Source organism: Pseudothauera nasutitermitis, from assembly GCF_004801295.1.
Classification (GTDB): Bacteria; Pseudomonadota; Gammaproteobacteria; order Burkholderiales; family Rhodocyclaceae; genus Pseudothauera; species Pseudothauera nasutitermitis.
This window is the reverse complement of the sequence record NZ_SSOC01000004.1, coordinates 47,249-73,403: the sequence shown is the minus strand read 5'-3', so window position 1 is coordinate 73,403 and position 26,155 is coordinate 47,249. Positions and strand designations below refer to the sequence as shown.

Sequence of the window (26,155 nt, the reverse complement as noted above, 5' to 3'; positions counted from 1 at the left end):
GCGAGCCGGCGGAATTTCCGCCGCAGATCGTTAAAAACTCAGGATTTTACCGTTGCATCGGGATATTGCGCCAGTACCCCGGCGAGATCGGGCAAGCTCTCCAATGCCGCCGCCCAGCCTTGCGCATGCACGCTGAGCGCCGGCAACACGGCGGCCATTGCCGGCCAGCATGCGGCAGGCGATTCCGGCTCGCCGCCGGCTGCGGCAAGGCCGTTCCACGCATGCCAGAAACGTCGCAGCGGAGCGGCCACGTCCTCAGCCAGATTTTCGCCATGGCGCCCCAGAAAGGCTTCCAGCTTGGCATGGTGGGCGCCTTCTTCCTGGGCGTAGATCTGCCAGACGAAAGGGCGCGCCGCCCATTGCGCGCGCACGAAGGAATCCTCGCCGCGCACGAAGTTCAGGTCGCAGGCCCACAGCAGGCGGTCGTAGGCATCCTGCCCGGTGAAGGGCAGGATGTGGGCGGTCAGTAGCCCGCGCGCGAAGACATCGCCAGGCGCCGCCGAGGCGGCCCCGAACGCGGCCGCCAGCGCGCGCGCCATGCGCCCATGCGGCACCAGCAGGCACAAGGGCCGAGGGCCGGCCGCCCAGGCATCGAGCAAATCCGCCAGGCCGTCGTGCGCGTAGGCGAACAGGGAAACCACCAGGGCACCGGGCGCCGGCCGCAGGCCCAGCCCCTTCAGCCAGGCGGCCGGCGCCTGCGCATCGCCCTGGAACAGCCGGCGCGCCTGGAGCAGACCGCATTCGCGCAGCAAGCCCCCGGTCGCCGGGGTGAATCCGGGGAACACGAAATGCTTGACCAGCCCCAGACGCGGATGCGGCGAGGCCATGCCGTGGCAGCCCTCCACCCAGTCTTCCGCCGACAGGTACTCCAGATTCACCCAGGCCGGTGCCGGCCGGCACGCGGCCATCGCGCTCAGATGGATCTCCGGCAGTTCGCAGGCGAAGGCCTCGACGACCAGGCGCGCGGGTTCGACCCGCGGAAACACTTCCTCCCAGCGCCGCAGTTCCACCCCTGCGCTGTGCACGCCATCCCGGCCCGCTCCCGCCGCCGGGCACAGACGCGCCAGCGTGGCCCAATCGTCCACCCACAGTCGCACGCGCAAGCCACGCGCGGCCAGCTCACGCGCCAGGCGCCAGCACACGCCGATATCCCCGAAGTTATCCACAACCCGGCAGAACAACTCGCAATCGGGGCGCGCGGCGGACGGTTCGCAGGGGCGATCGGTGGACAAGTGGGCGAACTCGCTGGGGAAGGCTTGTGGATAAAGGGCAAAACAAGCAAGGCGGGCAAATCGGTCTACATTTCCTCCACAGCGTCCCAACCGACTTGCCAAGTGTTTTTCAAAGGCGGAAAACCCAGGCAGAAACTACTGAAGAAAGACTTATCCACAGAAAACGGGGCACTGTTAACTTCTTTATCTTTAATATAAAAGCAAAAACAAAAGAAAAACCTTCCCCCTGTCTCCGGCCGCCCTGCGTTGCCTGAAGCACCGCAAAACCGGTTCGGCAGAAACAGGAGGGAAGCCCTCAACGGGCGATGACTGGAAAATCCGCCAAGCGGGCCAGATCCGCTTCATCCAGCCAGCGCCATGCTCCCGCTGGCAGATCGGCCGGGAGATCGAGCCCGCCGATGCGGGTGCGGTGCAGGCGTTCCACGTGGTTGCCAGCGGCGGCCACCATGCGCTTTACCTGGTGGTACTTGCCCTCGGTGACGGTCAGGCGCAGCGCGTATTCGCCGGTGCGTTCGCAGGCGGCGGCAAGAATAGGCGCCGGTTCGTCGTGCAGCTGCACGCCGGCGAGCAGGGTGGCGACCTGTTCATCGGTGACTGCTTCGGCGGTGGTCACTTCATACACCTTGGGCACGCGCTTCTTGCCCGAACTCCAGCGGTGGATGAACTGGCCGTCGTCGGAGAGCAGCAGCAGGCCGGTGCTGTCCTGGTCCAGCCTGCCCACGCACTGCACGCCACGCGTGCCCAGGGGTTCCGGCAGCAGGGAAAACACCGAGGGATGGAATTGCGGCTGGTGCGAGCATTCGTGACCGGCGGGTTTGTGCAGCAGCACGTAAGCCTGTGCGCGGTACCGCCAGTCTTCGTCATCGACGGAGAACACGGCGTCTTCAGGGGGGATTTCGGCGAAAGGGTCTTCAACGGGCTGGCCGGCGACGGCGACGCGGCCGGCGCGGATCAGCGCGCGGCATTCCTTGCGCGAGCCGAATCCCTGGGAATGGAGGAGGCGTTCTAGTTTCATGGGGCCGATCTTAGGCGCTGGCGGCCCGGCTTGCACGCCCCGGTTCGCGGCGATGTGCAACGCGGTGGAATCCGCGAGCGGTTCACGCGGTACACTGTCGGCCGTCCAGCACGGGAGCGCAGGGTGAAGTTCGAGCATCTGGTCCAGGTCAATGATCTCGCCGATCCGGCGCTGACGCCGCTCACCCGTGAAGAACTGTGGTTCGGCCTGCTGTGCCGCGCCGAGGATCCGCGCCCTTTCCTGCCCGGCCTGGAACGCTGCGTGATCCTCGAACGGCGGGAAGACGTGCTGGAGCGCGAACTGCACTTCGGCGGCGCGGTGGTGCGCGACCGGGTGAGCCTCGCCGAATTGCAATGGGTGCGCTTCGAATCGGCGGCCACCGCCGAGCATGCCGGCGGCAGCCTGACCATCGCCATCGAGGAGCCCCGGCCCGGCGAGCTGTTCCTGCGCTTCACCTATGCGACCACCTTGCCGGAAGGCGGCCAGGAGGTCGCGGTGGCCGAGTACGTGCGTTCGGCCTACCATGAGTCCGATCTGGACACCTTGCGGGTGATCCGCATGATTGCCGCGTCCAGTACCGAACAGTAGCCCGGGCGTACGCCCGCTTTTTCCGCCCGCCGGTTTTCGCGCGGGCTTTGTTTTTCGCCAGCATCAGGAATCGACCTACATGTGGTTCAAGAATCTGCAGATCTACCGCCTGCCCGCCCCCTGGAACATCACCCTGGAGGGGCTCGACGAGCAGCTCGCGCGCAAGCGCTTCATGCCCTGCGGCAGCCAGGACCCGGAATCGCGTGGCTGGGTGTCGCCGCTCAATGACGAGCGCCTGGTGCATGCGGTGGGCGGCCAGTGGCTGATCGCCCTGGGCGTGGAACAGCGCCTGCTGCCGCCTTCGGTGGTGCGCCAGGTGGCCGACGAGCGCGCCGAGGAGATCGCCGCGCAGCAGGGCTACAAGCCCGGCCGCAAGCAGATGAAGGAGTTGCGCGAGGCCGTGCAGCAGGAACTGATGCCGCGCGCGTTCACCCGCAAGCGCAAGATGTACGCATGGATCGACCCGGAAGGCGGCTGGCTGGGCATCGACGCGCCCAGCCAGACCCGTGCCGAGGATCTGCTCGAAGTGCTGCGCCAGACGCTGGACAGCCTGCCGCTGGCCCTGCTGCGCACCGAGCGCAGCCCGGTGTCGGCGATGGCCGGCTGGCTGGCCGGCGGCGAGGCGCCGGGCAACTTCACCATCGACCAGGATGCCGAGCTGCGCTCGGTGGCCGACGAGAAGGCCGCGGTGCGCTACGTGCGCCATGCGCTGGACGGCGAGGACGTGCGCGCCCACCTGGCCGCCGGCAAGCTGCCCACGCGGCTGGCCCTGACCTTCGACGACCGGGTGAGCTTCGTGCTGACCGAGAAGACCGAGATCAAGCGCCTGGACTTCCTCGACGTGGTCAAGGAGCAGATCGACGACAAGGAAACCGACGCCCAGGCGCTGTTCGACGCCGGTTTCGCGCTGATGAGCGGAGAACTGCGCCAGTTGCTGCCGGCGCTGGTCGAAGTGCTGGACGGCGAACTGAAGGCGCCGGAAGCGTCCACGGACGGCGCGGGCAGCGCAGCGGCAGCGGGCGATCCGCCGTTCTGAGCGGGGTGGCGCGTCCCACCGGGCGGGGCGCATGACATTTCGTTGAGCAGCGCCGCCGGGGCTGCGTTAAAGTGGTGGCATGGAGAATGCGATGATGATCGAATGGTGGCATTGGGCGATCGCCGGGCTGGTGCTGGTGGTGCTCGAACTGGCGATTCCGTCCTTCTTCGTGCTGTGGTTCGGCCTCGGCGCGCTGCTCACCGCGCTGGTGCTGTACGCCGCGCCGCAACTCGGCCTGGCCGGGCAGCTCGGCATCTGGGCGGCGGCCTCGGTGGTCATGGCGCTGCTGTGGTTCCGCGTGTTCCGCCCGTCGCGCCACAAGACGCTGATCGGCACCGCCGCGGGCGAGGTGATCGGCGAGATCGGCCTGCTGGTCAGCGCGGTGGCGCCCTTCCAGCGCGGCAAGGTACGCTTCCAGCGCCCGGTGCTGGGCGCGGAGGAATGGGCCTGCATGGCCGAGGCGGAAATTGCCGCCGGCGAGCGCGTGCGGGTGGTCAGCGTGGAAGGCAGCTTCGTCAAGGTGGCGAAGGCCTGATCGAAGGTCTCAACGGGAGTGGAACATGTCAGAAGGTCTTGCCATCGCCGTCGCCATACTGGTGTTCGTCGCCATCACCATCGGCAAGGGGGTGCGCCTGGTCGCCCAGGGCGAGGAATGGATCGTCGAGCGCCTGGGCAAGTACCACGCCACGCTGCGCCCCGGCCTGAACATCCTGATCCCCTACCTGGACCGCGTGGCCTACAAGCTGGTCACCAAGGACATCATCCTCGACGTGCAGGAACAGGAGGTGATCACCCGCGATAATGCGGTGATCCTCACCAATGCGATCGCCTTCGTGAAGGTCACCGATCCGGTCAAGGCGGTGTATGGGGTCACCGACTTCTCCGAGGCCATCCGCAACCTGATCATGACCACATTGCGCTCCATCGTCGGCGAAATGGAGCTGGACGAGGCGCTTTCCTCGCGCGACAAGATCAAGGCCCGCCTGCGCGAGAGCATCGCCGACGAGGCGGTGGATTGGGGCCTGACGGTGAAGTCGGTGGAGATCCAGGACATCAAGCCGTCCCAGTCCATGCAGCGCGCCATGGAACTGCAGGCCGCCGCCGAACGCGAGCGCAAGGCCATGGTGACCAAGGCCGAGGGCGAGAAGCAGTCCGCCATCCTGGAGGCCGAGGCGCGCCTGGAAGCCGCCAAGCGCGACGCCAGCGCGCAGGTGATGCTGGCCGAGGCCTCGGCCGAATCCATCCGCCGCGTGGCCGCCGGCATCGGCGAGCAGACCACGCCGATGCTCTACCTGCTGGGCGAGAAGTACATCTCTTCGCTGGAGAAGCTGGGCAGTTCGAACAATTCGCGCATCGTCGTGCTGCCTGCCGACCTGCAGGAGGCCGTGCGCGGCCTGGTCGGCAAGCTGGGCGGGCGCGCCTGAGCGTCAGGCGCCCGGGCGGGCGAGCCAGCGTTCCGCCAGCCTCACCAGGAAGCTGGCGCCCAGTGGCAGGATAGCGTCGTTGAAGTCGTAGCTCGGGTTGTGCACCATGCACGGCCCGGCGCCGTGGCCGGGCAGGCGGTGGTCGCCGTCGCCATTGCCGATGAAGGCGTAGCAGCCCGGCACTTCCTCCAGCATGAAGGCGAAATCCTCGGCTGCCATGATCGGCGTCTGGGCGATCACTTGCTCCGCCGGCAGCAGGTCCAGCAGCACCTCGCGGGCGAACGCGGTTTCCTTGTCGTGGTTGATCGTGGACGGGTAGTTGCGGCGGAATTCGAAGTCCACCCGCGCGCCGAACATGGCCGCGCTCTGCTCGGCGATCTCGCCCATGCGGCGTTCGATCAGTTCCAGGGTCTCGGCGCTGTAGGCGCGCACCGAACCCTGCATCTCGCAACTGTCCGGAATCACGTTGGGCACGTCGCCGGCGCGCAGCATGGTGATCGACACCACGGCGGTTTCCAGCGGCTTCTTGTTGCGCGTGAGGATGGTCTGGTAGGCCTGCATGATCTGCCCGGCGACCGGGATCGGGTCGATGGCCAGATGCGGCATGGCGGCGTGGCCGCCCTTGCCGTGGATGGTGAGCCTGAACTCGTTGTTGGAGGCCAGCACCGCCCCCGGCGATAAGGCCACCGTGCCGGCCGGGATGCCCGGCATGTTGTGCAGGCCGAACACCGCCTGCATGGGGAATTTTTCGAACAGCCCGTCGCGCATCATCACCCGCGCGCCACCGCCCTGTTCCTCGGCGGGCTGGAAGATCAGATACACCGTGCCGTCGAAGTCGCGCTGCCTGGCCAGGTACTGCGCCGCGCCCAGCAGCATGGTGGTGTGCCCGTCGTGCCCACAGGCGTGCATCTTGCCGGCGTGGCGGCTGGCGTGGGGGAACTGGTTGGTCTCATGGATGGGCAGGGCGTCCATGTCCGCGCGCAGGCCGACGGCGCGCGGCGAATCGCCGTTCTTCACGATGCCGACCACGCCGGTGCCGCCCAGGCCGCGATGGACGGGGATGCCCCACTCGGTGAGCAGCCCGGCCACCAGGTCGGCGGTACGGGTTTCCTCGAAGGCGAGTTCGGGATGGGCGTGGAGGTCACGGCGTACGCCGGTGAGGTAGTCGGCCTGGGCGGCGATGGCGTCGATGAGGTTCATGGAAATGGGTTCGGGTGAAGGTGAATGGACTGCGGCGAGGATAGTCTCCGGCCAGTGGCAATCCGCCGGCGCAGCAGCTCAGGCGCCACTGTCGATCAGAGAAAAATCGACCTTGTACAGCCTGCGTGCCGCCATCATCGCCTGGGGCAAGGGCAGGCGCCGCACATTTTCGAGATGCCAGGCGTAGTAACCGGGTTGCCAGCCTGTCGAGCAGGCCGCGGCCACCTGGGAAGGGAGCCAGGGTTCCACGATTCGGACATCCACAAGTGCCACGGCCCTGCCCTCCGGGTCGATCTGGCCGTCCTCGGTCAGATACCTGGCTTCTCGACGATCAACAGATCATGCAGCGGCAAGGCGGGCGGCTGCCAGGAGCGGACTTCCAGCGTCTTCCTGCCCGAGGCGATGTTTTCGCCCTGCGGCGAGACGATCGAGAGTGCGAGGTATTCTGCCATGAGTGCTTGAATGGACGAACGAATACCCCTCCGGGGAAACCCGGCCTACAGCCGCACCAGTAGCGCCGGGGCGATCAGCGCGCTGGCCTCGGGGCTGGTCATGTGGGCGTGCAGCATGGGGATTTCCAGCGTGTCGAGCCGTGCCGCGTAGGGTAGCCAGGTTTCGGCGCGCAGTTGCGGCTTGGCGGCGTGGTCCAGCGCGGCGCGCACGTGCAGCAGGGTGCCGGCGTAGGGCTGGTGGCGGTGCTGGCGGATCAGCCGGTTGGTGTCGGTGACTACGCGCACCACGCCTTCCAGCGCGGCTTCGGGCAGGTTGCCGAGGGCGCTGTCGCCCTGGCGCAGGAAGCCGATCACCGCCTCGCGGGTGGTGAGTTCCGGATGGCCTTCGGGGTCGTAGCCGGCGACCGCGAGCAGGGCGCGCAGGGCCTGGATGGGCGTGGGCTCCGGTTCGTCGCGCCAGACGTCGGCGGGGTAGGCGTCGAGCAGGGCGACCAGGCCGGCCTGATGGCCCTGGGCGTTGAGCGCCACGGCCATGGCCTGGGCGAGGATGCCGCCCACCGACCAGCCGAGCAGGTGGATGGGGCCGCGCGGCTGCACTTCCAGCACGCGGCGGACGTATTCCTCCGCGAGCGCGTCGATGCTGTGCGGCAGCGGGTGGTCCGGCGCCAGCGCGGGCGATTGCAGGCCGAACACGCTGCGCGAGGGGCCGGGCGCGGGTCTGGCCAGCAGGCGGGCGAGGTGGCGGTAGCCCCAGGCGATGCCGCCGGCCGGGTGGATGACGAACAGCGGGGCCTGGGCGGGGTCGCCGGCGGCAAGCTGGATAAGGGGCGCGAGGCCGCTGTCGAAGCGCACTTCTTCGGCGTCGATGGCGGCGGCCAGGGCTTCCACGGTGGGGGTGGCGAACAGGCTGCCGAGGCCGGGGTTGCGCTGCCAGCGTTCCTGGATGCGCAGCAGCAGGTCCACGGCGGCGAGCGAATCGCCGCCCAGGTCGAAGAAGTCGGCCTCGGCGCCGGGCAGGGTGCCGCCGGGCAGGCCGAGCACGTCGGCGTAGATCTGCGCCAGCGCGCGTTCGGTGTCGGTCTGCGCGGGGCGGCCGGCGTCGATGGTGATGGCGGGCGCGGGCAGGGCGTTGCGGTCCAGCTTGCCGTTGGCGGTGACCGGCCAGTCGGCCAGTTCGACGAAGGCGGCGGGCACCATGTAGTCCGGCACGCGGGCGGCGACGTGGGTGCGCAGGTGGGCGCGCAGTTGTTCCTCATCGAAGCCATCGCCTTGCGGGGCGGGCTGCACGTAGGCCACCAGGCGCTTGTCGCCGGCGCGGTCTTCGCGCACCAGCACTTCGGCGCGCAGCACGGCGGGCGAGGAGACCACGGCGGCCTCGATCTCGCCCAGTTCGATGCGCAGGCCGCGTAGTTTGACCTGGTGGTCGCTGCGGCCGAGGAAGACCACCGCGCCGTCCTCGCGCCAGCGCGCGATGTCGCCGGTCTTGTAGATGCGCTGGCCGGGGCGGTGGGGGTCGGCGATGAAGCGTTCGGCGGTGAGGTCGTCGCGCCCCAGGTAGCCGCGCGCGAGCTGCACGCCGCCCAGGTAGAGGTCGCCGACCACGCCGGCGGGCAGCGGGCGCATGCGTTCGTCGAGCACGTACAGCCAGGTGTTCCACACCGGGTAGCCGATGGGGATGGGCACGGCGTGGTCGTCCTTGCCCGCTTCCCAGTAGCTCACGTCCACGGCGGCCTCGGTAGGGCCGTAGAGGTTGTGCAGTTCGCTGCTCAGCGTGGCGTGCAGGCGGTCGCGCAGCGAGGCGGGCAGTTCCTCGCCGCTGCAGAAGATGCGCTGCATCTGGATGCCGCGCGCGGCCGGGTCGGCGAGGAAGGCGGACAGCATGGAGGGCACGAAGTGGCAGGTGCCGATGCGCTGTTCGCGCAGGATGCTGGCCAGCCAGGCCGGGTCGCGGTGGGCCTCGGGCGGGGCGATGACCAGGGTGCAGCCGGTGGTCAGCGGCAGGAAGAATTCCCACACCGAGACGTCGAAGGTGGCCGGGGTCTTCTGCAGGATGCGTTCATCCGGCTGGAAGCCGTAGAACTGGCGCATCCATTCCAGGCGGTTGACGATGGCGCGGTGCTCGATCAGCACGCCCTTCGGTTCGCCGGTGGAGCCGGAGGTGTAGATGACGTAGGCGGCATGTTGTGGCTGCACGGTGGGCAGCGTGCGGCCGGCGGCTTGCGCGGGCCAGTCCCGCGGGAACAGCGTGGGCAGGCTGGCGGGCAGCTTGCCGGCGTCGTCCGGGCGCACCAGGGCGAGCAGCGGCTTGGCGAGGCCGACCACGCGGTTCAGACGCTCGGGCGGATGGGCCAGATCCAGCGGCAGGTAGGCGCCGCCGGCGCGCAGCACGGCGACCAGGGCGATCAGCAGTTCCAGCGAGCGCGGCAGGGCGACCGCCACCAGGGTGTCGGCGCCGACGCCCTGCGCGCGCAGCGCCTCGGCCAGCGCGCGGGTGCGTTGTTCGAGTTCGGCGTAGCTCAGCGCGCTGTCTTCGAATTCCAGCGCGGTGGCCTGCGTGTCGCGCGCCATGCCGGCTTCGATCAGCGCGGTGAGCGTGGTGTCCGGCACCGGGTGCTCGGTGGCGTTGACCTCGAACAGGTAGCGTTGCGCCTCGACCGGGCTGGCGAGCGGGATGTCGCCCACCGTGCGGGCTTCCAGCGCGGCTTCCAGGAAGGCCGGCAGGCGGGCCAGATGGGCGTCCACGCTGGCGGCGCTGTAGAGGTCCGGGTTGGCCTCGATTTCCAGGTCGAGCAACTGGGTGCCGTCGCCGCGGAAGCCGATGGTGATGTCGTCGATGGGGCCGGTGCCGAGGATTTCCAGTTCGGCGCGTACGCCCTTCAGGTCGACCGGGCGGTAGAAGGGCTGCACGTTGATCAGCGCGCCGTGCAGGCGGCGCTGGCCGCCGAGCAGGCCGAGGTCGCGGCGCAGTTGTTCGCTGCGGTAGCGGCCGTGGCGGCGGGCGCGCAGCTGGGTGACGGAGAGTTCGCGGATGAACTCGTCCAGCGCGGTGTCCGGCGTGGCTGCCACGCGTAGCGGCAGCACGTTCATCACGGTGGCGGTGGCGCGTGCGCTGGTGCTGCCCAGGCGGCCCATGTAGGGGATGCCGAGCACGGTCTGCGCGGCGCCGGCCATGCGCAGGCAGTACAGCGCGGTGAGCGCGGTGAGCAGGTCCGGCCAGGTCTGCCCGAGGCGTTCGGCGAAGGCCAGCAGGCGGGCGCGCAAGTCCGCGTCCAGGGCGATCTCGCGGCGGTGGCAGGTGTGCGCGCTGACGGCGCGGCCGGGCGCCATGCCGGCGACTTCCGGCATCGGCGTGAAGGCTTCGCGCCAGTGGGCGGCGTCTTTGGCGCGCTTGTCACCCTCGCGGTAGGCCAGGTCTTCGTCGACGACCGCCTGCAGCGCGCCCAGTGGGGCGTGCTGGGTGCCACCGGCGTACAGCTCGCACACCCGCGTGGTCCACAGCGCCATGCCGTAGCCGTCGTTGGCGAGGTGGTGGGCGCGCTGGTACCAGACATATTGCCGCGCGCCGAGGCGGTACAGGCGCTGCAGCGCCAGCGCGTCGCGCAAGGGGTTGAGCGGGGTGTCCATGTCCTGGCGCATGGCCGCGCGGGCGGCGGCGCGCGGATCATCCTGCGCGCTCAGGTCAACGAACTCCAGCCAGGGCGTGCGCGCGGCGTCCAGCCACTGTTCCGGGCCCTTCTCGCCGTGGCGCAGGGCGAGCGACAGCGACTGCGCCTCGCGCACGGTCTGGTCGGCGGCGGCACGGAAGGTGTCGACATCCAGCTCGCCCTCGATCCACAGCGCGTGAGCGGTGTTGAAGCTGGGGTTGTCCGGCGCCAGCTGCTGGGCGTACCACAGCCCGGACTGGGCCTCGGTGAGCGGCCACACCGGCGCGAGGGCCGGTGGATGTGCGGCGCGTTCGTTCATGCGCCGGCCTGCCGCTGGCGGATGACCTTCCATATGGCGTTGAGGGTGAGCTGGCCGGCCAGTTCGGACATGTCGAGCTGCAGCCCGGTCTGGTTCCAGGCGGTGATCAGGTTGAGCAGGCGCAGGGAATCCAGGCCCCAGTCCACCAGGCTGTCGTCGAGGCCGATGTCCTCGGGGCTTTCGTGGATGATCCCGGCGATCTCGCTGCGGATGCGGTCCAGCGTGAGCGGGGCGGAGGTGGCGGACGGGGTGCTCATGGATGTTCTCGGACGGAAGTCGGTTCGGAGGAAAGCGGAAGCGGGCGATGCAGGACGACGAACAGGGCCAGGGCGAACAGCAGGCCGCTGACCAGCAGGTACGGCAGGCTGGGGGCGATGCGGTACAGCAGGGTGCCGGCCAGGGGTGCCACGACCATGCCCAGCCCCTGCGCGGCCGATACCGTGCCGGCCGCCGCGCCCTGTTCGTGCCTGTGCACGGCGTTGGCGGCCATGGCCTGGAAGGACGGAAACACCAGCCCCATGCCGAAGGCCGCCACCGCGTAGCAGGCCAGCAGTTGGGCTTGGGTGTGTACCAGCGCCACGCTGGCGAAGCCGATGCCGGCGATGAGGGTGCCGGTGGATACCCAGCGGGTCAGCGGTACGCTCTTGAGGCGCATGACGAACTGCTGCGAAGCGATCAGCGCGAGGCCGACGGTGGCCAGCGCCAGCCCTGCCGCGCGTGCGCCGGCCTGGGCATCCAGGCCGAGGCGGTCGATGGCGATGAAGCCGACCAGCACTTGGGCGACGGCCACCGAGGACATGGCGATCAGAGCGGTCAGGCTGGCCAGGCGTAGGCGCGGATCGAACAGCTTCACCGAGGGTTTCGGCCGGGCAGCGCCGTCCGGCGCGCAGGTGGCGCTGCTGGTGGAATGCGGCAGGGCGAACCAGATCACCAGCAAGGCCACGGCGGGCAGCGCGGCCGCGCCGTACAGAGCAAGGCTCAGATCATGGGCGGCCAGCATGCCGGCGGCGGCCGGGCCGGCCACCATGCCCAGGGCGTTGGCGGTGCCGAGCTTGGCCATGCACGCCGGGCGTTCCGGCGGCGGCGTGTGGTCGGCGATCAATGCGGCGGTGCAGGGTGGAACGGCGGCATACACCGCGCCGATCAGCGAGCGGGTGCCGACCAGCAGCACGATCAGGGCAAGCGCGCCGAGCTGTCCGCGCAGGGCCAGATCGACGCTTGCGGCCAGCATCAGGTAGATCGCGGCGAACACGCCGAAGCCGATCAGCAGCACGGGCTTGCGCCCGTGGCGGTCGCTGATGCCGCCCCACCAGCGCGCCAGCAGCATCCAGAACACGCCGCCGGCGGTGATCGACAGCCCCACCACCCATTCCGGCAGGCCGAGCTGGCGGGCCGCCGGGCCGATCACCGCCACGTAGGCCATCATCGCCATGGTGCCGGCGAGCGCGGAAAACAGCAGCGGCGGCAGATGCAGGGCCGGACCCGCTTCGCTGGGCGGGTGCGCGGGTTTGGCTGGGGATTCGGTATCGGCGCTCATCGGGGATTTCGGGGCCGCAGCGAAGTCAGCGGGCGGCCAATTCTAGCCCAGCTGGAATGCAGGGGAGGCGCATGGAACAGCGTTTTCCCGTCGCATGGGGAGCTGGGGGCCGATCACGGTTGCGCACGGACATGGACGGTATTCAAGCAAACCGCGCCGGGGATGGATTCCCGGCGCGGTCCGTGGCCGGGGCCCGCAGGGGCCCCGGAGCGCGCGTTCAGCGCGGGGTGATGCGGGTGATGCGGTCGCCGTTCGGGTCTTCGTTGCCGCGCGCCTTGTTGATCGCGTAGATCGTGCCCTTGCCGGCCTTGGTCACGTGGTTGGGCAGGGTGCCGCCCGGCAGGTTGGCGACGATTTCGCCATCGAAGTTCACCACGGTCACGGTGCCCGAACCGCGGTTCGGCACGTAGGCCACGCCGCGTTCGCTGTCCTTCGCCACGTTCAGCGGGCCTGCGCCGACCTTCACGTCGTGCAGGGTCTTGCCCGAAGCGAGGTCGACGATCAGCAGGTTGTCGGAACCCTGGGAGGCGACCAGCAGGCGGTTGGTCCTGGGGTCGAAGGCTACGCCGGAAGCGCCCTTGGAGCCTTCGATAGCGAACACCTTGTCGACTTCGTCGGTGCGCGTGTCGATCACCGCGGCTTCGTCGGTCGACATGCTGACGGTGTACAGCTTGTGGTTTTCCGGGTCGAGTTCCAGGCTCATCGGCGAGAACTTCCTGTCGCCGGCGCCGGGACCGCCGGCGAGGGTGGTCTTGATCTCGATGTTCTTGACGAAGGCCTGGGTCCTGGCATCGAACACGGCGATGTTCGGCGCGCCGAAGGCCGACGCGTAGACCTTGCCCTGTTTCTCGTCGACCACCACGTCGCGCACATGCGGCACCAGGCCGGCGTCGAACTGCTTGAGCAGGGCGAGATCGGACTGGCGATACACGGCCACGGTGCTCTGCCGGGTGTTGGTGACCCACACGGTGCCATTCACGTCATCGACGGCCACGCCATATACGGCGTACAGGCCTGGGTCGCGCGGCGCCTGGCCGTCGCGGGCCGGCTGCGCGGGTGCGGGCGGCGGGGTCACATTGGCCAGGATGGCCAGCGTCTGCGGATCGACCTTGACCAGCTGGGTCTGCGTCACCGGCGGGCGGCCGACGGCGGAGGTCACGAACAGCACGTCGTTCTTGGCCGAGTAGGCGGCTTGGTACAGGCCCGGCACCAGCGGCTTGGACGTGAGGGTGAAGCGCTCCTCGCCCGACAGCGGAATGTCCGGCGACACCTTGAGAGTGTGGATCAGCGCGGCGGCAGGCTTGGAGGCGTTCACCACCACCGGATGCTGGCCGACCGGTGCATCGGCGGGCACGACGAACTGGGTGCGGAAAGTGCCGTCGGCGCCGACCACCACCGGCTCCTTGCCGCTCAGCGCAGCGCCGCCGTAGGTCAGACGGATTTCCTGGCCCGGCTTGAAGTCGCGGCCGGCCAGCTTGACTTCGGTGCCCGGCACCACCACCGGCGTTTCGACGACGTTGACGCGGCCCTTGAAGCTCGCATCCGGCGTGTCGAAGGACGGCGCGGTGGCGCAAGCGGCCATCAGCACCGTGAGCGAGGCAAGCAGCACGGTGCGCGAGCCTGTGGTGGAGAGTGCGTGGGACAAAGTACGTCTGCCGTTCATGTGTGCTCCTTTGAAAAACCGTCGATGGTGTGCGAATACGTGCTGCCGGTGCGCTGGGGTTCAGGCCGCCGGGAATGACCGGCGGCCGGATGTCTCTTGGTTGCCGCCGTGGGCCGGCCGGGCAGCCGATGGGCCGATGTAAATCATATGAATGATACACATTATCGTTTGTATCGCTATGTACAAGGCCTTGGAGGCATGGGGTCGATCACCGTAGCCTTAGCGCAGATTCGTTCGCTCAATCCAATGCAAGCCTTGCATCTAATTACAAGTGTAAATCATTTTTATTTATAATCGTATGGCGGTTCATGCTTGGATTCCAAGTGATTGACAGGAGTCATGCCGGATTCATGGATTGAAGCCGGTTGAGTTGCTTTTTCTAGCTGGTGTCGAATACATGTGTTTCCAGTTCTCACTTTTCCTTTTCATTGATTTGCCCTTGCGGGAACACTCCGTTGTAGCGAATGCGCGGGTGGGTCATGGGTGAGTTCCCGCTTTCCGGCGACGACGGCCATCCCGCCCTGTTCCTGCTACAGGTGCCGCAGCGTCCCCTGGAAGCAACCGGCTGTCTGGCCCGGCTGCCGGCCGGCCCGGCGGCCACGCTGGCCGAACGGGTGAAGGCCTTCTTCGCGGAATCGCGCCCCGGCCCGGCCGTGCTGGTCGGCGCCCTGCCCTTCGACCCGCATGCCGACGACGCGCTGTACCAGCCGGCCCGGCTCGCTGCCCCGCTACCGGCCAGCGCCGGCGCACCGCCGGCGCTGGCCGGCGGGATCGTCGCCGAACCATCGGCCGATGCCTACGCGGACATGGTGGCGCGCGGACTCGCCTGCCTGGGCGCCGGCGAGGATGCGCCGCGCAAGCTGGTGCTGGCGCGCAGCCTGGCGATGCGCGCCACGCGGGCGGTCGATCCGCGCGTACTGGCCGCGCGCCTGGGGCGCGATCCGGGGGTGGTGGCCTACGTGGCGCCGCTGCCGGTCGGCGATGGCGAAGCCCCGGCCTGGCTGGTCGGCGCCTCGCCGGAACTGCTGGTCTCGCGCCGTGGCCTGGTCATCGAATCGCACCCGCTCGCCGGTTCGGCACGGCGCTGTGCCGATGCCGGCGAGGACCAGCGTACGGCACGCAGCCTGCTCGATTCCGCCAAGGATCTGGACGAACACCGCTACGTCGTCGAGGCCATCGCCGATGCGTTGGCACCGCTGTGCAGCACACTGGACGTGCCCGCGCGGCCGTCGCTGCACGCCACCGCGACGATGTGGCACCTGGGGACGCGCATCACCGGCACCCTGAAGCATCCCGCCCCATCCGCCGCCGCATTGGCGGCATTGCTGCACCCCACCCCGGCGGTGTGCGGCACGCCGCGCGCGGCCGCCCTGGCGGCCATCCAGGCGCTGGAGCCGGTGGAACGCGGCTTCTACGCCGGCGCGGTGGGGTGGACCGATGCCGCCGGCGACGGCGACTGGTACGTGGCCATCCGCTGCGCGCGTGTGCAGGGCGCGAACTTGCGCTTGTTCGCCGGAGCGGGCATCGTCGCCGGTTCGCGGCCGGCGGACGAGGTGGCCGAGACCGCGGGCAAGTTCCTGGCGATGCTGAACGCACTCGGCATCCGCGATGAAGGGGTTTCCGACACTCAGGGCGAAGGGCACGTGGCGGCCCAGCGTCCCTCACTGCAAGGTTTGAGCTTGTAATGAACGATCGTTCCACTCCGCCCTCCGACACCCGCGTGCCGCTGCGTCAAGTCTGGCCCGACGAGTTCGTCGCGCGCTACCGCGCCGCCGGCCACTGGCGCGGCGAGACCCTGCCCGGTTTCCTGCGCGAGCGCGCCGAGCGTTACGCCGACGACCTCGCGGTGGTCAGCCACGACGCGCGGTGGACCTATGCGCAGCTGTGGCGGGAAGCCGGGCGCATTGGCGCCGGCCTGCTGGCGCGCGGCCTGCGGCCGGGCGACCGGGTGGTGGTGCAGCTGGGCAACACACCCGAATTCATCTCCGTGGTCTGGGGCCTGTTCCGCGCCGGGCTGATCCCGGTGTACGCCCTGCCCGCCCACCGCATCACCGAGATCGCCCACTTCGCGCGCAAGGCCGAGGCCAGCGCCTACATTACCGTGGAGCGCCACGAGGGCTTCGACTGCCGGGGGCTGGCGCGCGAACTGCGCGCCGAGGTGCCCGCGGTGCGCGAGGTGGTGATCGTCGGCGAGGCGGAAGAATTCACCGCGCTGGCCGCGCTGGACGGCGATCCGGCCGCGCTGCCGGCCGACCCCGATCCGCAGTCGGTGGCCTTCCTGCAGATTTCCGGCGGCAGCACCGGCTTGTCCAAGCTGATCCCGCGCACCCACGACGACTACCTCTACAGCTTCCGCGCCAGCAACGAGATCTGCGGCATCGGCCGCGACAGCGCCTACATGGTCGCCCTGCCGGCCGCGCACAATTTCCCGATGAGTTCGCCGGGCTGGCTGGGCGCGCTGTACGCCGGCGCGCGCGTGGTGCTCAGCCCCGGCCCCGGGCCGGACGCCGCCTTCCCGCTGATCGCCCGTGAGCGCGTCACCTGCGTCGGCCTGGTGCCGCCGCTGGCGCTGCTGTGGGCCGACGCCGCGGCCAAGACCCCGCACGATCTGTCCAGCCTGCGGGTGGTGCAGGTGGGCGGCGCCAAGCTGGTGCCGGAAGCCGCGCGCCGGGTGGTCGCCGGGCTGGGCTGCACGCTGCAGCAGGTGTTCGGCATGGCCGAGGGCCTGGTCAATTACACCCGTCTGGACGACGCCGAGGAGCTCATCCTCAACACCCAGGGCCGGCCGATCAGCCCGGACGACGAGGTGCTGGTGGTGGACGACCACGGCAATCCGGTGCCCGAGGGCCAGACCGGTTATCTGCTGACGCGCGGGCCCTACACCATCCGCTGCTACCACAACGACGAGGCCGCCAACGCGCGCAGCTTCACCGAGGACGGCTACTACCGCACCGGCGACGTGGTGCAGCGCCTGCCCGGCGGCTATCTGGTGGTGCAGGGGCGCGCCACCGACCACATCAACCGCGCCGGCGAGAAGATTTCCGCCGAGGAGATCGAGGACCACCTGCTCGCCCATCCGGCGGTGTTCGACGCGGCGGTGGTGTCGATTCCCGACGAATACCTGGGCGAGCGCAGCTGCGCCTTCATCATCCCGCGCGGCGAAAAACCGCGCGCGCCGGCCCTCAAGGCCTGGATGCGCGAGCGCGGGCTGGCCGCCTTCAAGGTGCCGGACCAGATCGTCTTCGTGGACGCCTTCGGCACCACGGCGGTGGGCAAGGTCAGCCGCCGCGAGCTGCGCGCCCAGTTGCGCGAGAAATTTCTCGCCGGACAGCAGGACGCCTGATGGGCCTGCCGCGCATCGCCCCCTACCCGCTGCCGGCGCAGGCCGAACTGCCCGCGCCGCGCGCCACCTGGCAGCCGCGCGCCGAACGGCTGGCGCTGCTGGTGCATGACATGCAGCGTTATTTCCTCGCCCCCTACGCGCCCGACGCCGCCCCGCTGGGGCCGGCCATCGCCAACCTCGCCCGCCTGCTGGAACGCAGCCGCGCGCTTGGCGTGCCGGTGTTCTACACCGCCCAGAAGGGCAACCAGGAACGCTGCGACCGCGGCCTGCAGGCCGACCTGTGGGGGCCGGGCATGCGCGCCAGCGCGGAACACGAGGCCATCGTCGAGGAACTCGCGCCGCGGGCCGGCGAGCATGTGCTGGTCAAGCACCGCTACAGCGCCTTCCAGCGCAGCAACCTGGAAACCCTGATGCGCGCACGCGGGCGCGACCAGTTGCTGGTCACTGGCGTGTATGCGCACATCGGCTGCACCGCGACCGTGGTGGAGGCCTTCCAGCGCGACATCGAGCCCTTCATCGCCGCCGACGCGGTGGCGGATTTCTCGCGCGAGGATCACGACCAGGCGCTGCGCTGGATCGCGCGCACCTGCGGCGTGCCGATGAGCACCGAAGCCTTGCTGGAGGTGCTGCGATGAAGCCTTGCCCGCTGGCCGAGGGAGAACCGGCATGCGCCTGACCGGCTTCGACGGCACGGTGGCACTGGTCACCGGCGCGGGCGGCGGCATCGGCGCCGCGCTGGTGCGCCTGCTGCGCGCCAGCGGCAGCGTGGTGGTGGCCACCGACCTGTATGCGCCGGTGCTGGAAGAACAATCCGGCACGCCGGCGGCCTTCGCCGAGGCACTGGACGTCACCGACTCCACCGCGGTCGATGCGCTGGTGGCGCGCGTGGAGCGCGAAGCCGGCCCCATCGGCTTCGGCATCAACGTGGCCGGCGTGCTGCAGACCGGCACCGTGGACACCATCGACGATGCCGAATGGCGCCGCGTGTTCGCGGTGAACGCCGACGGCGTGTTCCACGTCTCGCGCGCGCTGGCGCGGGTGATGGCGCCGCGCCGCCAGGGCGCCATCGTCACCGTGAGTTCCAACGCCGCCGGCGTGCCGCGCCACGGCATGGCGGCTTACGCGGCCTCCAAGGCGGCGGCCACCATGTTCATGCGCTGCCTGGGGCTGGAGCTGGCGCCGCTGGGCATCCGCTGCAACATCGTCGCCCCCGGCTCCACGCTGACCCCCATGCAGACCGGCATGTGGGCGGACGACAGCGGCGCGCGCCGGGTCATCGAGGGCCTGCCGCAGATCTACAAGGCCGGCATCCCGCTCGGCAAGCTCGCCCTGCCGGAGGACGTGGCCCACGCGGTGATGTTCCTGCTCTCCGAGCAGGCCGGCCACGTCGCCATGAGCGATCTCTATGTTGATGGCGGAGCGACGCTGCGTGCATGATGCCGGCCGTTGCCCATTTTCCGTTGCGGAAGCTGCCATGAAATCCTTTGCGTCCCGCCTTGCTGCCGCCTGCTGCGTGCTGTTCCCGCTGCTCTTCGCCGTGCCGGCGACGGCCGCGCAGATCGTCGATCTGCGCGGGCGCACGGTGACGGTGCCCGAGCGCATCCAGCGCATCTCCATCGACGACGGGCGCTACCTGGTGGCGCTGGCGCTGCTGCACGCCGATCCGGTGCAGGTGCTGGCGGCCTGGCCGCGCGACATCCACCGCATCGGCGAGGCCACCCATGCGCAGTACCTGAAGAAATTCCCGGCGCTCGGCAAGCTGCCGCAGGTGGCCAGCTCGGCCGGCAGCTTCAACCTGGAGGCGGTGCTGGCCGCGGCACCCGACGTGGCCGTGGTGTCGCTCGGCAGCGGCCCCAGTGACGCCCAGGTGGCGCAGTTGCAGGCCGCCGGCATTCCGGTGGTGTTCATCGACTTCTTCACCTATCCGTTCAAGAATCAGGCGGACAGCCTGCGCCTCCTCGGCCGCCTCACCGGCGCGCAGGAGCGTGCCGAAGCCTTCGTGGCCTTCCGCGAGCAGCGCCTGGAGACGATTTCCCGGCGCGTCGCGGCGATTGCGCCGGAAGCGCGCCCCACGGTGTTCCTGGAAGCCCACGCGGGGATGACCGCCGATTGCTGCAACTCGCCGGGCAAGGGCAACGTGGGCGACTACATCGAGTTCGTCGGCGGGCACAACATCGGCGCGGACGTGCTGACCGCGCCCTACGGCAAACTGAACATGGAGTACGTGATCTCGCGCGATCCGCAGGTGTACATCGCTACCGGCGGGCCGCATCTGGCCAAGAGCGGCGGTCTGGTGCTGGGGGTGGGCTACGATGCCGCGCAGGCCCAGGCTTCCTTGCAGGCCATCGCCCGCCGCCAGGGCATCGCCCAGTTGAGCGCGGTGAAGAACGGCCGCACCCACGGGCTGGCCCACCAGCTGATCAACTCGCCCATCGACATCGTCGCCACCGAGGCCTTCGCGCGCTGGGTGCATCCCGAACTGTTCGCGGATCTCGATCCGGGCCGTACCCTGGACGAGATCAATACGCGCTTCCTCGCCGTGCCGTATGGTGGCGCGAGCTGGGTGGATCTGCGCTAGCTGCGCGGTGGGCGCGGCGCTTGAGGAATTTTCCGGGGAGTCGGTTTGGCAAACGCAATCGAGGTGAATGACACGGCCGCCGAAGCGGCTTCCATCCTGGCCGCCTACCGCCGCATGGTGGCGCGCCGCGCGGCCATCGTCCTCGGCCTGGCGGTGCTGTGCGTGGGCGCCTTTCTGCTCGATCTGGTCACCGGGCCGTCGGCGCTGACCCCGCGGCAGGTGCTGAGCGGGCTGTTCGCGCCGGACAGCCTCACCCCGCCGCAGGCCGCCATCGTCTGGCAGGTGCGCCTGCCCTACGCGCTGATGGCGGTGCTGGTGGGCGCCGCGCTGTCGCTGGCGGGCGCGGAGATGCAGACCATCCTCAACAACCCGCTGGCCAGCCCGTTCACCCTCGGGGTGTCCTCGGCGGCCTCGTTCGGCGCGGCGCTGGCCATCGTGCTGGGCTTTTCGCTGCCCTTCATTCCGGCGGACTGGATGGTGCCGCTGAACGCCTTCGTGTGCGCCTTCGGTTCGGTGCTGCTGCTGCAGATGATGACCCGCCGGCGCGGCGCCGGGGTGGAGACCGTGGTGTTGCTGGGCATCGCGCTGGTGTTCGCGTTCAACGCGCTGGTGGCCTTCGTGCAGTTCATCTCCTCGCAGGAGGCCTTGCAGCAACTGGTGTTCTGGAGCATGGGCTCGCTGTCGCGTGCCACCTGGGCCAACGTGGGCATGCTGGCGGTGGTAGTGGCGGTGGTGGTGCCGTTTTCCCTGCATGCCGCCGGGCAGCTCACCTCGCTGCGTCTGGGCGAGGACCGCGCGCGCAGCTTCGGTGTGAACGTGCAGCGCCTGCGCTTCATGGCGCTGCTGCGGGTGAGCCTGCTGGCCGCCACTTCGGTGGCCTTCGTCGGCACCATCGGCTTCATCGGCCTGGTGGGCCCGCACGTCGCCCGCCTGCTGCTCGGCGAGGATCACCGCTTCCTGCTGCCGGCCAGCATCCTGGCTGGGGCGCTGATCATGTCGCTCTCTTCGGTGGCCAGCAAGACGCTGGTGCCGGGCGTGCTGATGCCGGTGGGCATCGTCACCGCCATCGTCGGCGTGCCGATGTTCCTGTTCCTGATCTTCCGCCGCTCGGAGCGTTCCTGATGGCCGACGATCTCCTCCAGGTCCGCGACCTGTCCACCGGCTACCACGGCCGCGAGATCATCCACAAGCTGGTCCTGCCCGACATCCGCGCCGGCGAGGTGCATTCGCTGGTCGGCCCCAACGGTGCCGGCAAGAGCACGCTGATGCGCGCGCTGGCCGGCCTGCAGCGTGCCACCGGCTCGGTGAAGCTGGGCGGGCGCGAACTGATCGGCCTGTCGCTGGCCGAGCATGCCCGCCACATCACCTACATGCCGCAGACCCTGCCGCAGGGCGTGGCGCTGACCGTGCTGGAAAGCGTGATCGGCGCGCTGCGCGCCTCGCCCACCGGGGAAGACGCCGGGCTGGGCGAGAAGGCCATCGAACGGCGTTCGCTGGAGGTGCTGCAGCGCGTGGGCATCACCCACCTGGCGCTGAACGGCCTGGACCAGCTGTCCGGCGGGCAGCGCCAGCTGGTCTCGCTGGCCCAGTCGCTGGTGCGCGAGCCCCGGGTGCTGCTGCTCGACGAGCCGATCAGCGCGCTCGACCTGCAGCACCAGCTGCGCGTGATGCAGCTGGTGCATGAACTGGCGCGCGAGCGCGGCATGATCGCCCTGGTGGTACTGCACGACTTGCAGGCCGCGGCGCGCTGGTCGGACGGCATCGTGATGTTCTCCAAGGGCGCGGTAGTGGCCACCGGCAAGCCGGCGGAGGCCATCACCCCGCATACCCTGGCGCGCGTGTATGGCGTGCGTGCGCGCACCGAGCATTGCTCGCACGGCATGTTGCAGATCATGGTGGATGGCGTGCTGCGCCCGGACGAGGTGCCGGCGGCATGAACGGCGCGGCGGCCCTGCCGGTGGCGCTGCGCGGCACGCAGGTGCGCAGCGTGCGTTCGGCCGCCGGCATCGACTATCACCTGTGCGTGTGGGTACCGCCCGGCACGCCGCCCGCGGGCGGCTGGCCGGTGGTGTATGCGCTGGACGGCAACGCGGTGTTCGGCACCTTCGTCGAGGGCATCCGGCGTTCCAGCCGGCGCCCGGACGCCACCGGCGTGGCGCCGGCGGCGGTGGTCGGCATCGCGCAGAGCGGCGAGCACCTGTTTTCCCCCGACGCGCTGCGCCAGCGCGACTTCTCGCCGCAGGACAAGGGCGGCGGCGCGGAAGCCTTCCTGGCCTTCCTCGCCGACGAGCTGGCGCCGGCGCTGGCCGGCGAGCTCTCGCTGAATCCGGCGCGCCAGACCCTGTTCGGCCATTCGCTGGCGGGCTTCTTCGTGCTGCATGCGCTCACGCAGCGCCCGGCCGCCTTCCAGAATTTCGCGGCGATCAGCCCCTCGGTGTGGTGGGACGAGGCCGGGCTACGCGCCCGCCTGCCCGCGCTGGCGGGTGCCGATGCGCGGGTGTTCGTCGCGGCCGGCGAGTGGGAGGACGAGGTGCCGCCCTGGCAGCGCCCCTTCCCCGGTTACGAGGAACTGGTGCAGCGCCGCGCGCAGTGCCGCATGGTGGGCAATGCGCGCGACATCGCCGCCGAACTGGGCGCGCTGCTGGGCGAGGAGCGCGTGCGCTTCCAGTTCTTCGCCGATGAGGACCATGCCTCCATCCTGATGATCGGCATCCAGCGCGTGTTGCGTTTTGCGCTGGCGCCTACGCCCGCGGAATTGCCCCGCCCCTGATGCACGGGCCGGTGGCCGGCCCGCCGGCGCCCTTACGGCTTCCCGCTGCGGGGTAGTTCGACCTCCACGCACAGGCCGCGCCCGTGTTCCCCGTCCTTGAGCGCGATCCGCCCGCCGTGGGCCCAGCAGATCTCGCGCACGATCGCCAGGCCCAGCCCGCTGCCTTCGCTGTCGCCCTGGCCGAGAATGCGGTAGAAGCGCTTGAACACGTTTTCCCGTTCCGTTTTCGCAATGCCCGGGCCGCTGTCGCTCACGCGCAGCACCGCCCCGCCGCCCGCCCGGGCCGCCACCGCGACCACCACGCGGGCGTCCTGCGGGCTGTAGCGCAGTGCGTTGTCGATCAGGTTGGCGATCATCTCGCGCAGCATGGCGGCGTTGCCGTGCAGGCGGAGGGAGGTGTCGGCGCCTTCGAATTCGAGGGCGATGCGCTTGCGCAATGCGAGCGGCGCCAGCTCCAGCGCCGTTTCGCGCGCCAGCGCGGTGAAATCGAGTTCGGCGCGCTCGCCGATCAGACCGTTGACCGCCTCGGCGTGCGACAGCGTGAGCATCTGGTTGGCCAGCCGGCGCGCGCCGCGCACGCTGGCGTGCAGGCTCGCCAGGGTGCGGCGCATTTCCTCGGGATCGCGCTGGCGCATGCCGTATTCCGCCTGGGTGCCGAGCACCGCCAGCGGCGTGCGGATCTGGTGGGCCGCGTCGGCCAGGAAGCGCCGGCGCGCCGCCAGCATGGCCGACAGGCGGGCCATGTGGTGGTTGATGGCGTCGATCAGCGGGCGCACTTCGTTGGGGATGTTGGTGTCGGGCACCGGGGTGAGGTCTTCCGCGTGGCGCTGGCGGATGGCGTTGCGCAGGGCCAGCAGCGGGCGGAACGCGGAGGCCAGCGCGAGCATGATCAGCACGCCGCCCGCGGCGACCAGCAGCAGCTGGCGGCGCAGGCTGCCGAGGAACAGCTCGCGCACCAGCACGTCGCGCGAGCCGGTGCTTTCGGCGAACACGATGGTCACCGCGTCGCTGTCGCCCAGCTCGGGGTCGTAGAGCCGTTTGCGCTGGGCGGCCAGGCGTACTTCCTCGCCCAGGAAGCGGGCGTTGCGGATGTGCACCTCGCCGCTGGGCGGGGGCGGGTCGTCCGGCGCGAGGCCGGCGTAGCCGGTGAGCACCTCGCCCTGCGGGTCGATGACCGCGTAGTAGACCCGCTCCTGGCCGCTTTCCTCGAACACTTCGAAGGCCGCGTAGGGAATGTCCACGTGGATCTGCCCGGCCAGCGAGTGCGTGCGCTCGGCCACCGCGCGCAGCGCCGCGGTGAGCGAGCGGTCGTAGGCGCGGTTGACTGCGTCGAGCGCCGACTGGTAGGACAGCACGGCATTAACCAGCAGCAGGATGACCAGCGGCGGCAGCAGCCAGGCCGCCACGCGGCGGCGCAGGCTGAAGCGCGTGGGCATGGACGACTGCGGGGCGGCCGCGTCAGCCATCGCCGGCCTCGGCGAGCAGGTAGCCCAGGCCGCGCAGGGTGGTGATCGTCACGCCCGAGCCTTCCAGCTTCTTGCGCACCCGCGACACATAGATTTCGATGGCCTCGACGCGGACGTCGGCGGCGAGGTCGAACACCTTTTCGAACAGCGCCTCGCGCGCCACCGGGCGGCCGACGCGCCACAGCAGGGCCTCCAGCACCGCCAGTTCGCGCGGGGTGAGGGCGAGCGGGCGGTCGTCCACGCTGACCAGGCGGGTGGTGGTGTCGAAGCTCAGCCGGCCGACGCGCAGCAGCGGGGCGTGGTTGCCGCTGCGGCGCAGCAGGGCCTTGATGCGCGCTTCCAGTTCGGCCAGCTCGAAGGGCTTGGGCAGGTAGTCGTCCGCGCCGAGGTTGAGGCCGTGCACGCGCTCTTCGGTGGTGGCGCGCGCGGTCAGCACCAGCACCGGGACGTGCAGGCCGTGTTCACGTGCGCGCAGCCGGCGCAGCACGTCCAGCCCGTCCATGCCGGGCAGCGACAGGTCGAGGATGACCAGGTCGTAGGGCTGGGTGAGCAGGGCGTGGTCGGCATGGTCGCCGCGGCGCATCACGTCCAGGGCGTAGCCGGCCTGGCGCAGGGCGCGCGCCACCCATTCGGCCAGCTCGGCATGGTCTTCCACGAGCAGCAGGCGCATGGCATCTCCGCGGCGGAAAGTGGCACGTAAGCCGGGCGGACGTTTTATCCTTGCATGAAAACAGGCGCTGCCGCCGCATGGCCGGCCGGCGCCGACAAGGAGGAGACGCGTCGATGCCCGGATTGAGGCATGTCATTCTACTCGCGCTGCTGGCCGGCCCGTTTGCGCCGGTGTTCGCCCAGACCGCCGGCGAACGGCTGGCCGCGGCGCAGCGCGAAGGGGCGGTGGTGATCTATGCGGTCACCGACCGGGAGATCGTGCAGTCGGTCATCGACGACTTCGAGGCGCGCCATCCGGGCGTGCGGGTGGCCTACCACGACATGCAGAGCAACGAAGCCTACCGGCGCATCGTGGAGGAGGCCGGGTCGGAGGCTGCGCGGGCGGCCCCGGACGGTGCGGAGGTGGCCGACGTGGTGTGGAGTTCGGCGATGGACCTGCAGGTCAAGCTGGTCAACGACGGCTACGCTCGCCCCCACCGCTCCACCGAAACCGCCGCGCTGCCGGGCTGGGCGGTGTGGAAGGAGGAAGCCTTCGGCACCACCTACGAGCCGGTGGTGATGGCCTACGACCGCGACGCCCTGGCCGCGGACGAGGTGCCCGACAGCCACGCCGCGCTGATCCGCCTGCTGGCGGCGCAGCCCGAACGCTTCACCGGCCGCGTGGCGACCTACGACCCAGAACGCTCCGGCCTGGGCCTGCTGCTGCTCAGCCAGGACGCCCAGGCCAACCCGACCGCCTTCTGGCAGCTCGCCCACCGCCTCGGCGCCCTGGGCGTGCGGCGCTATCCGACCTCGGCGCAGATGCTCGACGCCATCGCCGCGGGCGAGATCCTGCTGGGCTACAACCTGCTCGGTTCGTACGCGCTGGAGCGGGCCCGGCGCAATCCGCGCATCGGCATCGTGTGGCCGCGCGACTACACCCTGGTGCTGAGCCGGGTGGCGCTGATCACCCGCCACGGCCGCCACCCCGAGGCCGCGCGCCTGTGGCTGGACTATCTGCTCTCGCCGCAGGGCCAGCGCATGCTGGCCGAAAGCGCCGGGCTGCATGCGGTGCGCGAAGGGGTTTCCCGGCACGCGGCCTCCGACCTGCGCAGCCAGCTCGGCGGCGCGTTCCGCCCCATTCCCATCGGCACCGGGCTGCTGGCCTATCTGGACCAGTCCAAGCAGCAGGACTTCCTGAGACAATGGGAAGCCGCCATGGCGCCCTGAGCGTGCCCCG

At 70.0% G+C, this 26,155-nt stretch carries 24 protein-coding genes; 13 read left to right on the top strand and 11 right to left on the bottom strand.

The features are described 5' to 3' along the window. Positions 1–38: 38 nt before the first annotated feature. Positions 39–1,232 carry an elongation factor P maturation arginine rhamnosyltransferase EarP gene (earP, locus tag E6C76_RS10735; protein WP_136348250.1) on the bottom strand — a complete coding sequence of 398 codons (1,194 nt, stop codon included), beginning with the start codon at positions 1,230–1,232 and terminating at the stop codon, positions 39–41. 295 nt (positions 1,233–1,527) lie between these two features. Beyond that, entirely contained in the window at positions 1,528–2,247 is a 720-nt protein-coding gene (locus tag E6C76_RS10730; protein ID WP_211090192.1) for a pseudouridine synthase, read from the bottom strand. A 123-nt stretch (positions 2,248–2,370) separates the two neighbouring features. Between E6C76_RS10730 and E6C76_RS10725 the strand changes: the two genes are divergently transcribed. The 4 genes from E6C76_RS10725 (at position 2,371) to E6C76_RS10710 (ending at position 5,295) form a co-directional block, all read left to right on the top strand. Beyond that, positions 2,371–2,835: an SRPBCC family protein gene (locus E6C76_RS10725; RefSeq protein WP_136348249.1), complete on the top strand. Its 465-nt coding sequence runs from the start codon at positions 2,371–2,373 to the stop codon at positions 2,833–2,835. Between the two features lie 79 nt (positions 2,836–2,914). Further along, positions 2,915–3,871, top strand: coding sequence for a recombination-associated protein RdgC (locus tag E6C76_RS10720; protein ID WP_136348248.1), 957 nt, complete (start codon positions 2,915–2,917; stop codon positions 3,869–3,871). A 91-nt stretch (positions 3,872–3,962) separates the two neighbouring features. Then, positions 3,963–4,406 (top strand): NfeD family protein, encoded by a 444-nt coding sequence (locus tag E6C76_RS10715; protein WP_408003478.1) that lies wholly within the window; start codon positions 3,963–3,965, stop codon positions 4,404–4,406. Positions 4,407–4,431: 25 nt separating this feature from the next. Then, positions 4,432–5,295, top strand: coding sequence for an SPFH domain-containing protein (locus tag E6C76_RS10710; RefSeq protein WP_136348246.1), 864 nt, complete (start codon positions 4,432–4,434; stop codon positions 5,293–5,295). A gap of 3 nt (positions 5,296–5,298) precedes the next feature. Here E6C76_RS10710 and E6C76_RS10705 read toward each other — a convergent pair whose 3' ends face one another. From E6C76_RS10705 to E6C76_RS10680, 7 genes are all read right to left on the bottom strand, one after another. After that, on the bottom strand, positions 5,299–6,495 hold the full coding sequence (locus tag E6C76_RS10705) for a M20 aminoacylase family protein (protein WP_136348245.1): 1,197 nt from the start codon (positions 6,493–6,495) through the stop codon (positions 5,299–5,301). Between the two features lie 78 nt (positions 6,496–6,573). Then, the gene (locus E6C76_RS22265) at positions 6,574–6,744 is read right to left on the bottom strand and encodes a hypothetical protein (RefSeq protein WP_211090191.1); all 171 of its coding nucleotides are present in this window, start codon (positions 6,742–6,744) and stop codon (positions 6,574–6,576) included. Positions 6,745–6,803: 59 nt separating this feature from the next. Then, positions 6,804–6,947, bottom strand: a complete 144-nt coding sequence (locus E6C76_RS22260) for an ASCH domain-containing protein (RefSeq protein ID WP_211090190.1) — start codon at positions 6,945–6,947, stop codon at positions 6,804–6,806. 45 nt (positions 6,948–6,992) lie between these two features. Beyond that, positions 6,993–10,910, bottom strand: a complete 3,918-nt coding sequence (locus E6C76_RS10695) for a non-ribosomal peptide synthetase (RefSeq protein ID WP_136348244.1) — start codon at positions 10,908–10,910, stop codon at positions 6,993–6,995. Continuing rightward, complete coding sequence (locus tag E6C76_RS10690; protein ID WP_136348243.1) at positions 10,907–11,167, bottom strand: phosphopantetheine-binding protein; 261 nt, start codon at positions 11,165–11,167, stop codon at positions 10,907–10,909. Before E6C76_RS10690 ends, E6C76_RS10695 begins: the two co-directional genes overlap by 4 nt. Continuing rightward, complete coding sequence (locus E6C76_RS10685) at positions 11,164–12,447, bottom strand: MFS transporter (protein WP_136348242.1); 1,284 nt, start codon at positions 12,445–12,447, stop codon at positions 11,164–11,166. The genes E6C76_RS10690 and E6C76_RS10685 overlap by 4 nt, the downstream gene beginning before the upstream one ends. Before the next feature lie 217 nt (positions 12,448–12,664). Then, the gene (locus tag E6C76_RS10680; RefSeq protein ID WP_211090189.1) at positions 12,665–14,110 is read right to left on the bottom strand and encodes a YncE family protein; all 1,446 of its coding nucleotides are present in this window, start codon (positions 14,108–14,110) and stop codon (positions 12,665–12,667) included. A 479-nt stretch (positions 14,111–14,589) separates the two neighbouring features. Between E6C76_RS10680 and E6C76_RS10675 the strand changes: the two genes are divergently transcribed. Genes E6C76_RS10675 through E6C76_RS10640 form a run of 8 tightly spaced genes read left to right on the top strand, consistent with a single transcriptional unit; the run spans position 14,590 to position 22,801 of the window. Further along, complete coding sequence (locus E6C76_RS10675; protein WP_211090188.1) at positions 14,590–15,795, top strand: isochorismate synthase; 1,206 nt, start codon at positions 14,590–14,592, stop codon at positions 15,793–15,795. After that, positions 15,795–17,453 (top strand): (2,3-dihydroxybenzoyl)adenylate synthase, encoded by a 1,659-nt coding sequence (locus tag E6C76_RS10670; protein WP_136348240.1) that lies wholly within the window; start codon positions 15,795–15,797, stop codon positions 17,451–17,453. The genes E6C76_RS10675 and E6C76_RS10670 overlap by 1 nt, the downstream gene beginning before the upstream one ends. Beyond that, the gene (locus E6C76_RS10665) at positions 17,453–18,088 is read left to right on the top strand and encodes an isochorismatase family protein (RefSeq protein ID WP_136348239.1); all 636 of its coding nucleotides are present in this window, start codon (positions 17,453–17,455) and stop codon (positions 18,086–18,088) included. Before E6C76_RS10670 ends, E6C76_RS10665 begins: the two co-directional genes overlap by 1 nt. Positions 18,089–18,119: 31 nt before the next feature. After that, a complete protein-coding gene (locus E6C76_RS10660) occupies positions 18,120–18,890 on the top strand; it encodes a 2,3-dihydro-2,3-dihydroxybenzoate dehydrogenase (RefSeq protein ID WP_136348238.1) in 771 nt (256 codons plus the stop codon). Positions 18,891–18,927: 37 nt separating this feature from the next. Continuing rightward, positions 18,928–20,031: an ABC transporter substrate-binding protein gene (locus tag E6C76_RS10655; protein WP_136348237.1), complete on the top strand. Its 1,104-nt coding sequence runs from the start codon at positions 18,928–18,930 to the stop codon at positions 20,029–20,031. Positions 20,032–20,076: 45 nt separating this feature from the next. Then, positions 20,077–21,153 carry a FecCD family ABC transporter permease gene (locus E6C76_RS10650; protein WP_230976243.1) on the top strand — a complete coding sequence of 359 codons (1,077 nt, stop codon included), beginning with the start codon at positions 20,077–20,079 and terminating at the stop codon, positions 21,151–21,153. After that, positions 21,153–21,968: an ABC transporter ATP-binding protein gene (locus E6C76_RS10645; RefSeq protein WP_136348236.1), complete on the top strand. Its 816-nt coding sequence runs from the start codon at positions 21,153–21,155 to the stop codon at positions 21,966–21,968. The genes E6C76_RS10650 and E6C76_RS10645 overlap by 1 nt, the downstream gene beginning before the upstream one ends. Then, positions 21,965–22,801 carry an alpha/beta hydrolase gene (locus tag E6C76_RS10640; protein ID WP_136348235.1) on the top strand — a complete coding sequence of 279 codons (837 nt, stop codon included), beginning with the start codon at positions 21,965–21,967 and terminating at the stop codon, positions 22,799–22,801. The genes E6C76_RS10645 and E6C76_RS10640 overlap by 4 nt, the downstream gene beginning before the upstream one ends. 32 nt (positions 22,802–22,833) lie before the next feature. Here E6C76_RS10640 and E6C76_RS10635 read toward each other — a convergent pair whose 3' ends face one another. After that, complete coding sequence (locus E6C76_RS10635; RefSeq protein WP_230976242.1) at positions 22,834–24,267, bottom strand: sensor histidine kinase; 1,434 nt, start codon at positions 24,265–24,267, stop codon at positions 22,834–22,836. Beyond that, entirely contained in the window at positions 24,260–24,937 is a 678-nt protein-coding gene (locus tag E6C76_RS10630; protein ID WP_136348234.1) for a response regulator, read from the bottom strand. The genes E6C76_RS10635 and E6C76_RS10630 overlap by 8 nt, the downstream gene beginning before the upstream one ends. 113 nt (positions 24,938–25,050) lie before the next feature. On the opposite strand from E6C76_RS10630, the gene E6C76_RS10625 reads away from it, so the two are divergent. Then, entirely contained in the window at positions 25,051–26,145 is a 1,095-nt protein-coding gene (locus E6C76_RS10625) for an ABC transporter substrate-binding protein (protein ID WP_136348233.1), read from the top strand. Positions 26,146–26,155: the final 10 nt, after the last annotated feature.

Bases quoted from the DNA above. Each gene is read 5' to 3' on its own strand.
- E6C76_RS10660 (WP_136348238.1), top strand. From the start codon at position 18,120: ATGCGCCTGACCGGCTTCGACGGCACGGTGGCACTGGTCACCGGCGCG.
- E6C76_RS10670 (WP_136348240.1), top strand. From the start codon at position 15,795: ATGAACGATCGTTCCACTCCGCCCTCCGACACCCGCGTGCCGCTGCGT.
- E6C76_RS10705 (WP_136348245.1), bottom strand. From the start codon at position 6,495: ATGAACCTCATCGACGCCATCGCCGCCCAGGCCGACTACCTCACCGGC.
- E6C76_RS10675 (WP_211090188.1), top strand. From the start codon at position 14,590: ATGGGTGAGTTCCCGCTTTCCGGCGACGACGGCCATCCCGCCCTGTTC.
- E6C76_RS10625 (WP_136348233.1), top strand. From the start codon at position 25,051: ATGCCCGGATTGAGGCATGTCATTCTACTCGCGCTGCTGGCCGGCCCG.
- E6C76_RS10715 (WP_408003478.1), top strand. From the start codon at position 3,963: ATGATGATCGAATGGTGGCATTGGGCGATCGCCGGGCTGGTGCTGGTG.
- E6C76_RS10630 (WP_136348234.1), bottom strand. From the start codon at position 24,937: ATGCGCCTGCTGCTCGTGGAAGACCATGCCGAGCTGGCCGAATGGGTG.
- E6C76_RS10640 (WP_136348235.1), top strand. From the start codon at position 21,965: ATGAACGGCGCGGCGGCCCTGCCGGTGGCGCTGCGCGGCACGCAGGTG.
- E6C76_RS22260 (WP_211090190.1), bottom strand. From the start codon at position 6,947: ATGGCAGAATACCTCGCACTCTCGATCGTCTCGCCGCAGGGCGAAAAC.
- E6C76_RS10665 (WP_136348239.1), top strand. From the start codon at position 17,453: ATGGGCCTGCCGCGCATCGCCCCCTACCCGCTGCCGGCGCAGGCCGAA.
- E6C76_RS10685 (WP_136348242.1), bottom strand. From the start codon at position 12,447: ATGAGCGCCGATACCGAATCCCCAGCCAAACCCGCGCACCCGCCCAGC.
- E6C76_RS10635 (WP_230976242.1), bottom strand. From the start codon at position 24,267: ATGGCTGACGCGGCCGCCCCGCAGTCGTCCATGCCCACGCGCTTCAGC.
- E6C76_RS10710 (WP_136348246.1), top strand. From the start codon at position 4,432: ATGTCAGAAGGTCTTGCCATCGCCGTCGCCATACTGGTGTTCGTCGCC.
- E6C76_RS10720 (WP_136348248.1), top strand. From the start codon at position 2,915: ATGTGGTTCAAGAATCTGCAGATCTACCGCCTGCCCGCCCCCTGGAAC.
- E6C76_RS10645 (WP_136348236.1), top strand. From the start codon at position 21,153: ATGGCCGACGATCTCCTCCAGGTCCGCGACCTGTCCACCGGCTACCAC.
- E6C76_RS10695 (WP_136348244.1), bottom strand. From the start codon at position 10,910: ATGAACGAACGCGCCGCACATCCACCGGCCCTCGCGCCGGTGTGGCCG.
- E6C76_RS10655 (WP_136348237.1), top strand. From the start codon at position 18,928: ATGAAATCCTTTGCGTCCCGCCTTGCTGCCGCCTGCTGCGTGCTGTTC.
- E6C76_RS10680 (WP_211090189.1), bottom strand. From the start codon at position 14,110: ATGAACGGCAGACGTACTTTGTCCCACGCACTCTCCACCACAGGCTCG.
- E6C76_RS10690 (WP_136348243.1), bottom strand. From the start codon at position 11,167: ATGAGCACCCCGTCCGCCACCTCCGCCCCGCTCACGCTGGACCGCATC.
- E6C76_RS10730 (WP_211090192.1), bottom strand. From the start codon at position 2,247: ATGAAACTAGAACGCCTCCTCCATTCCCAGGGATTCGGCTCGCGCAAG.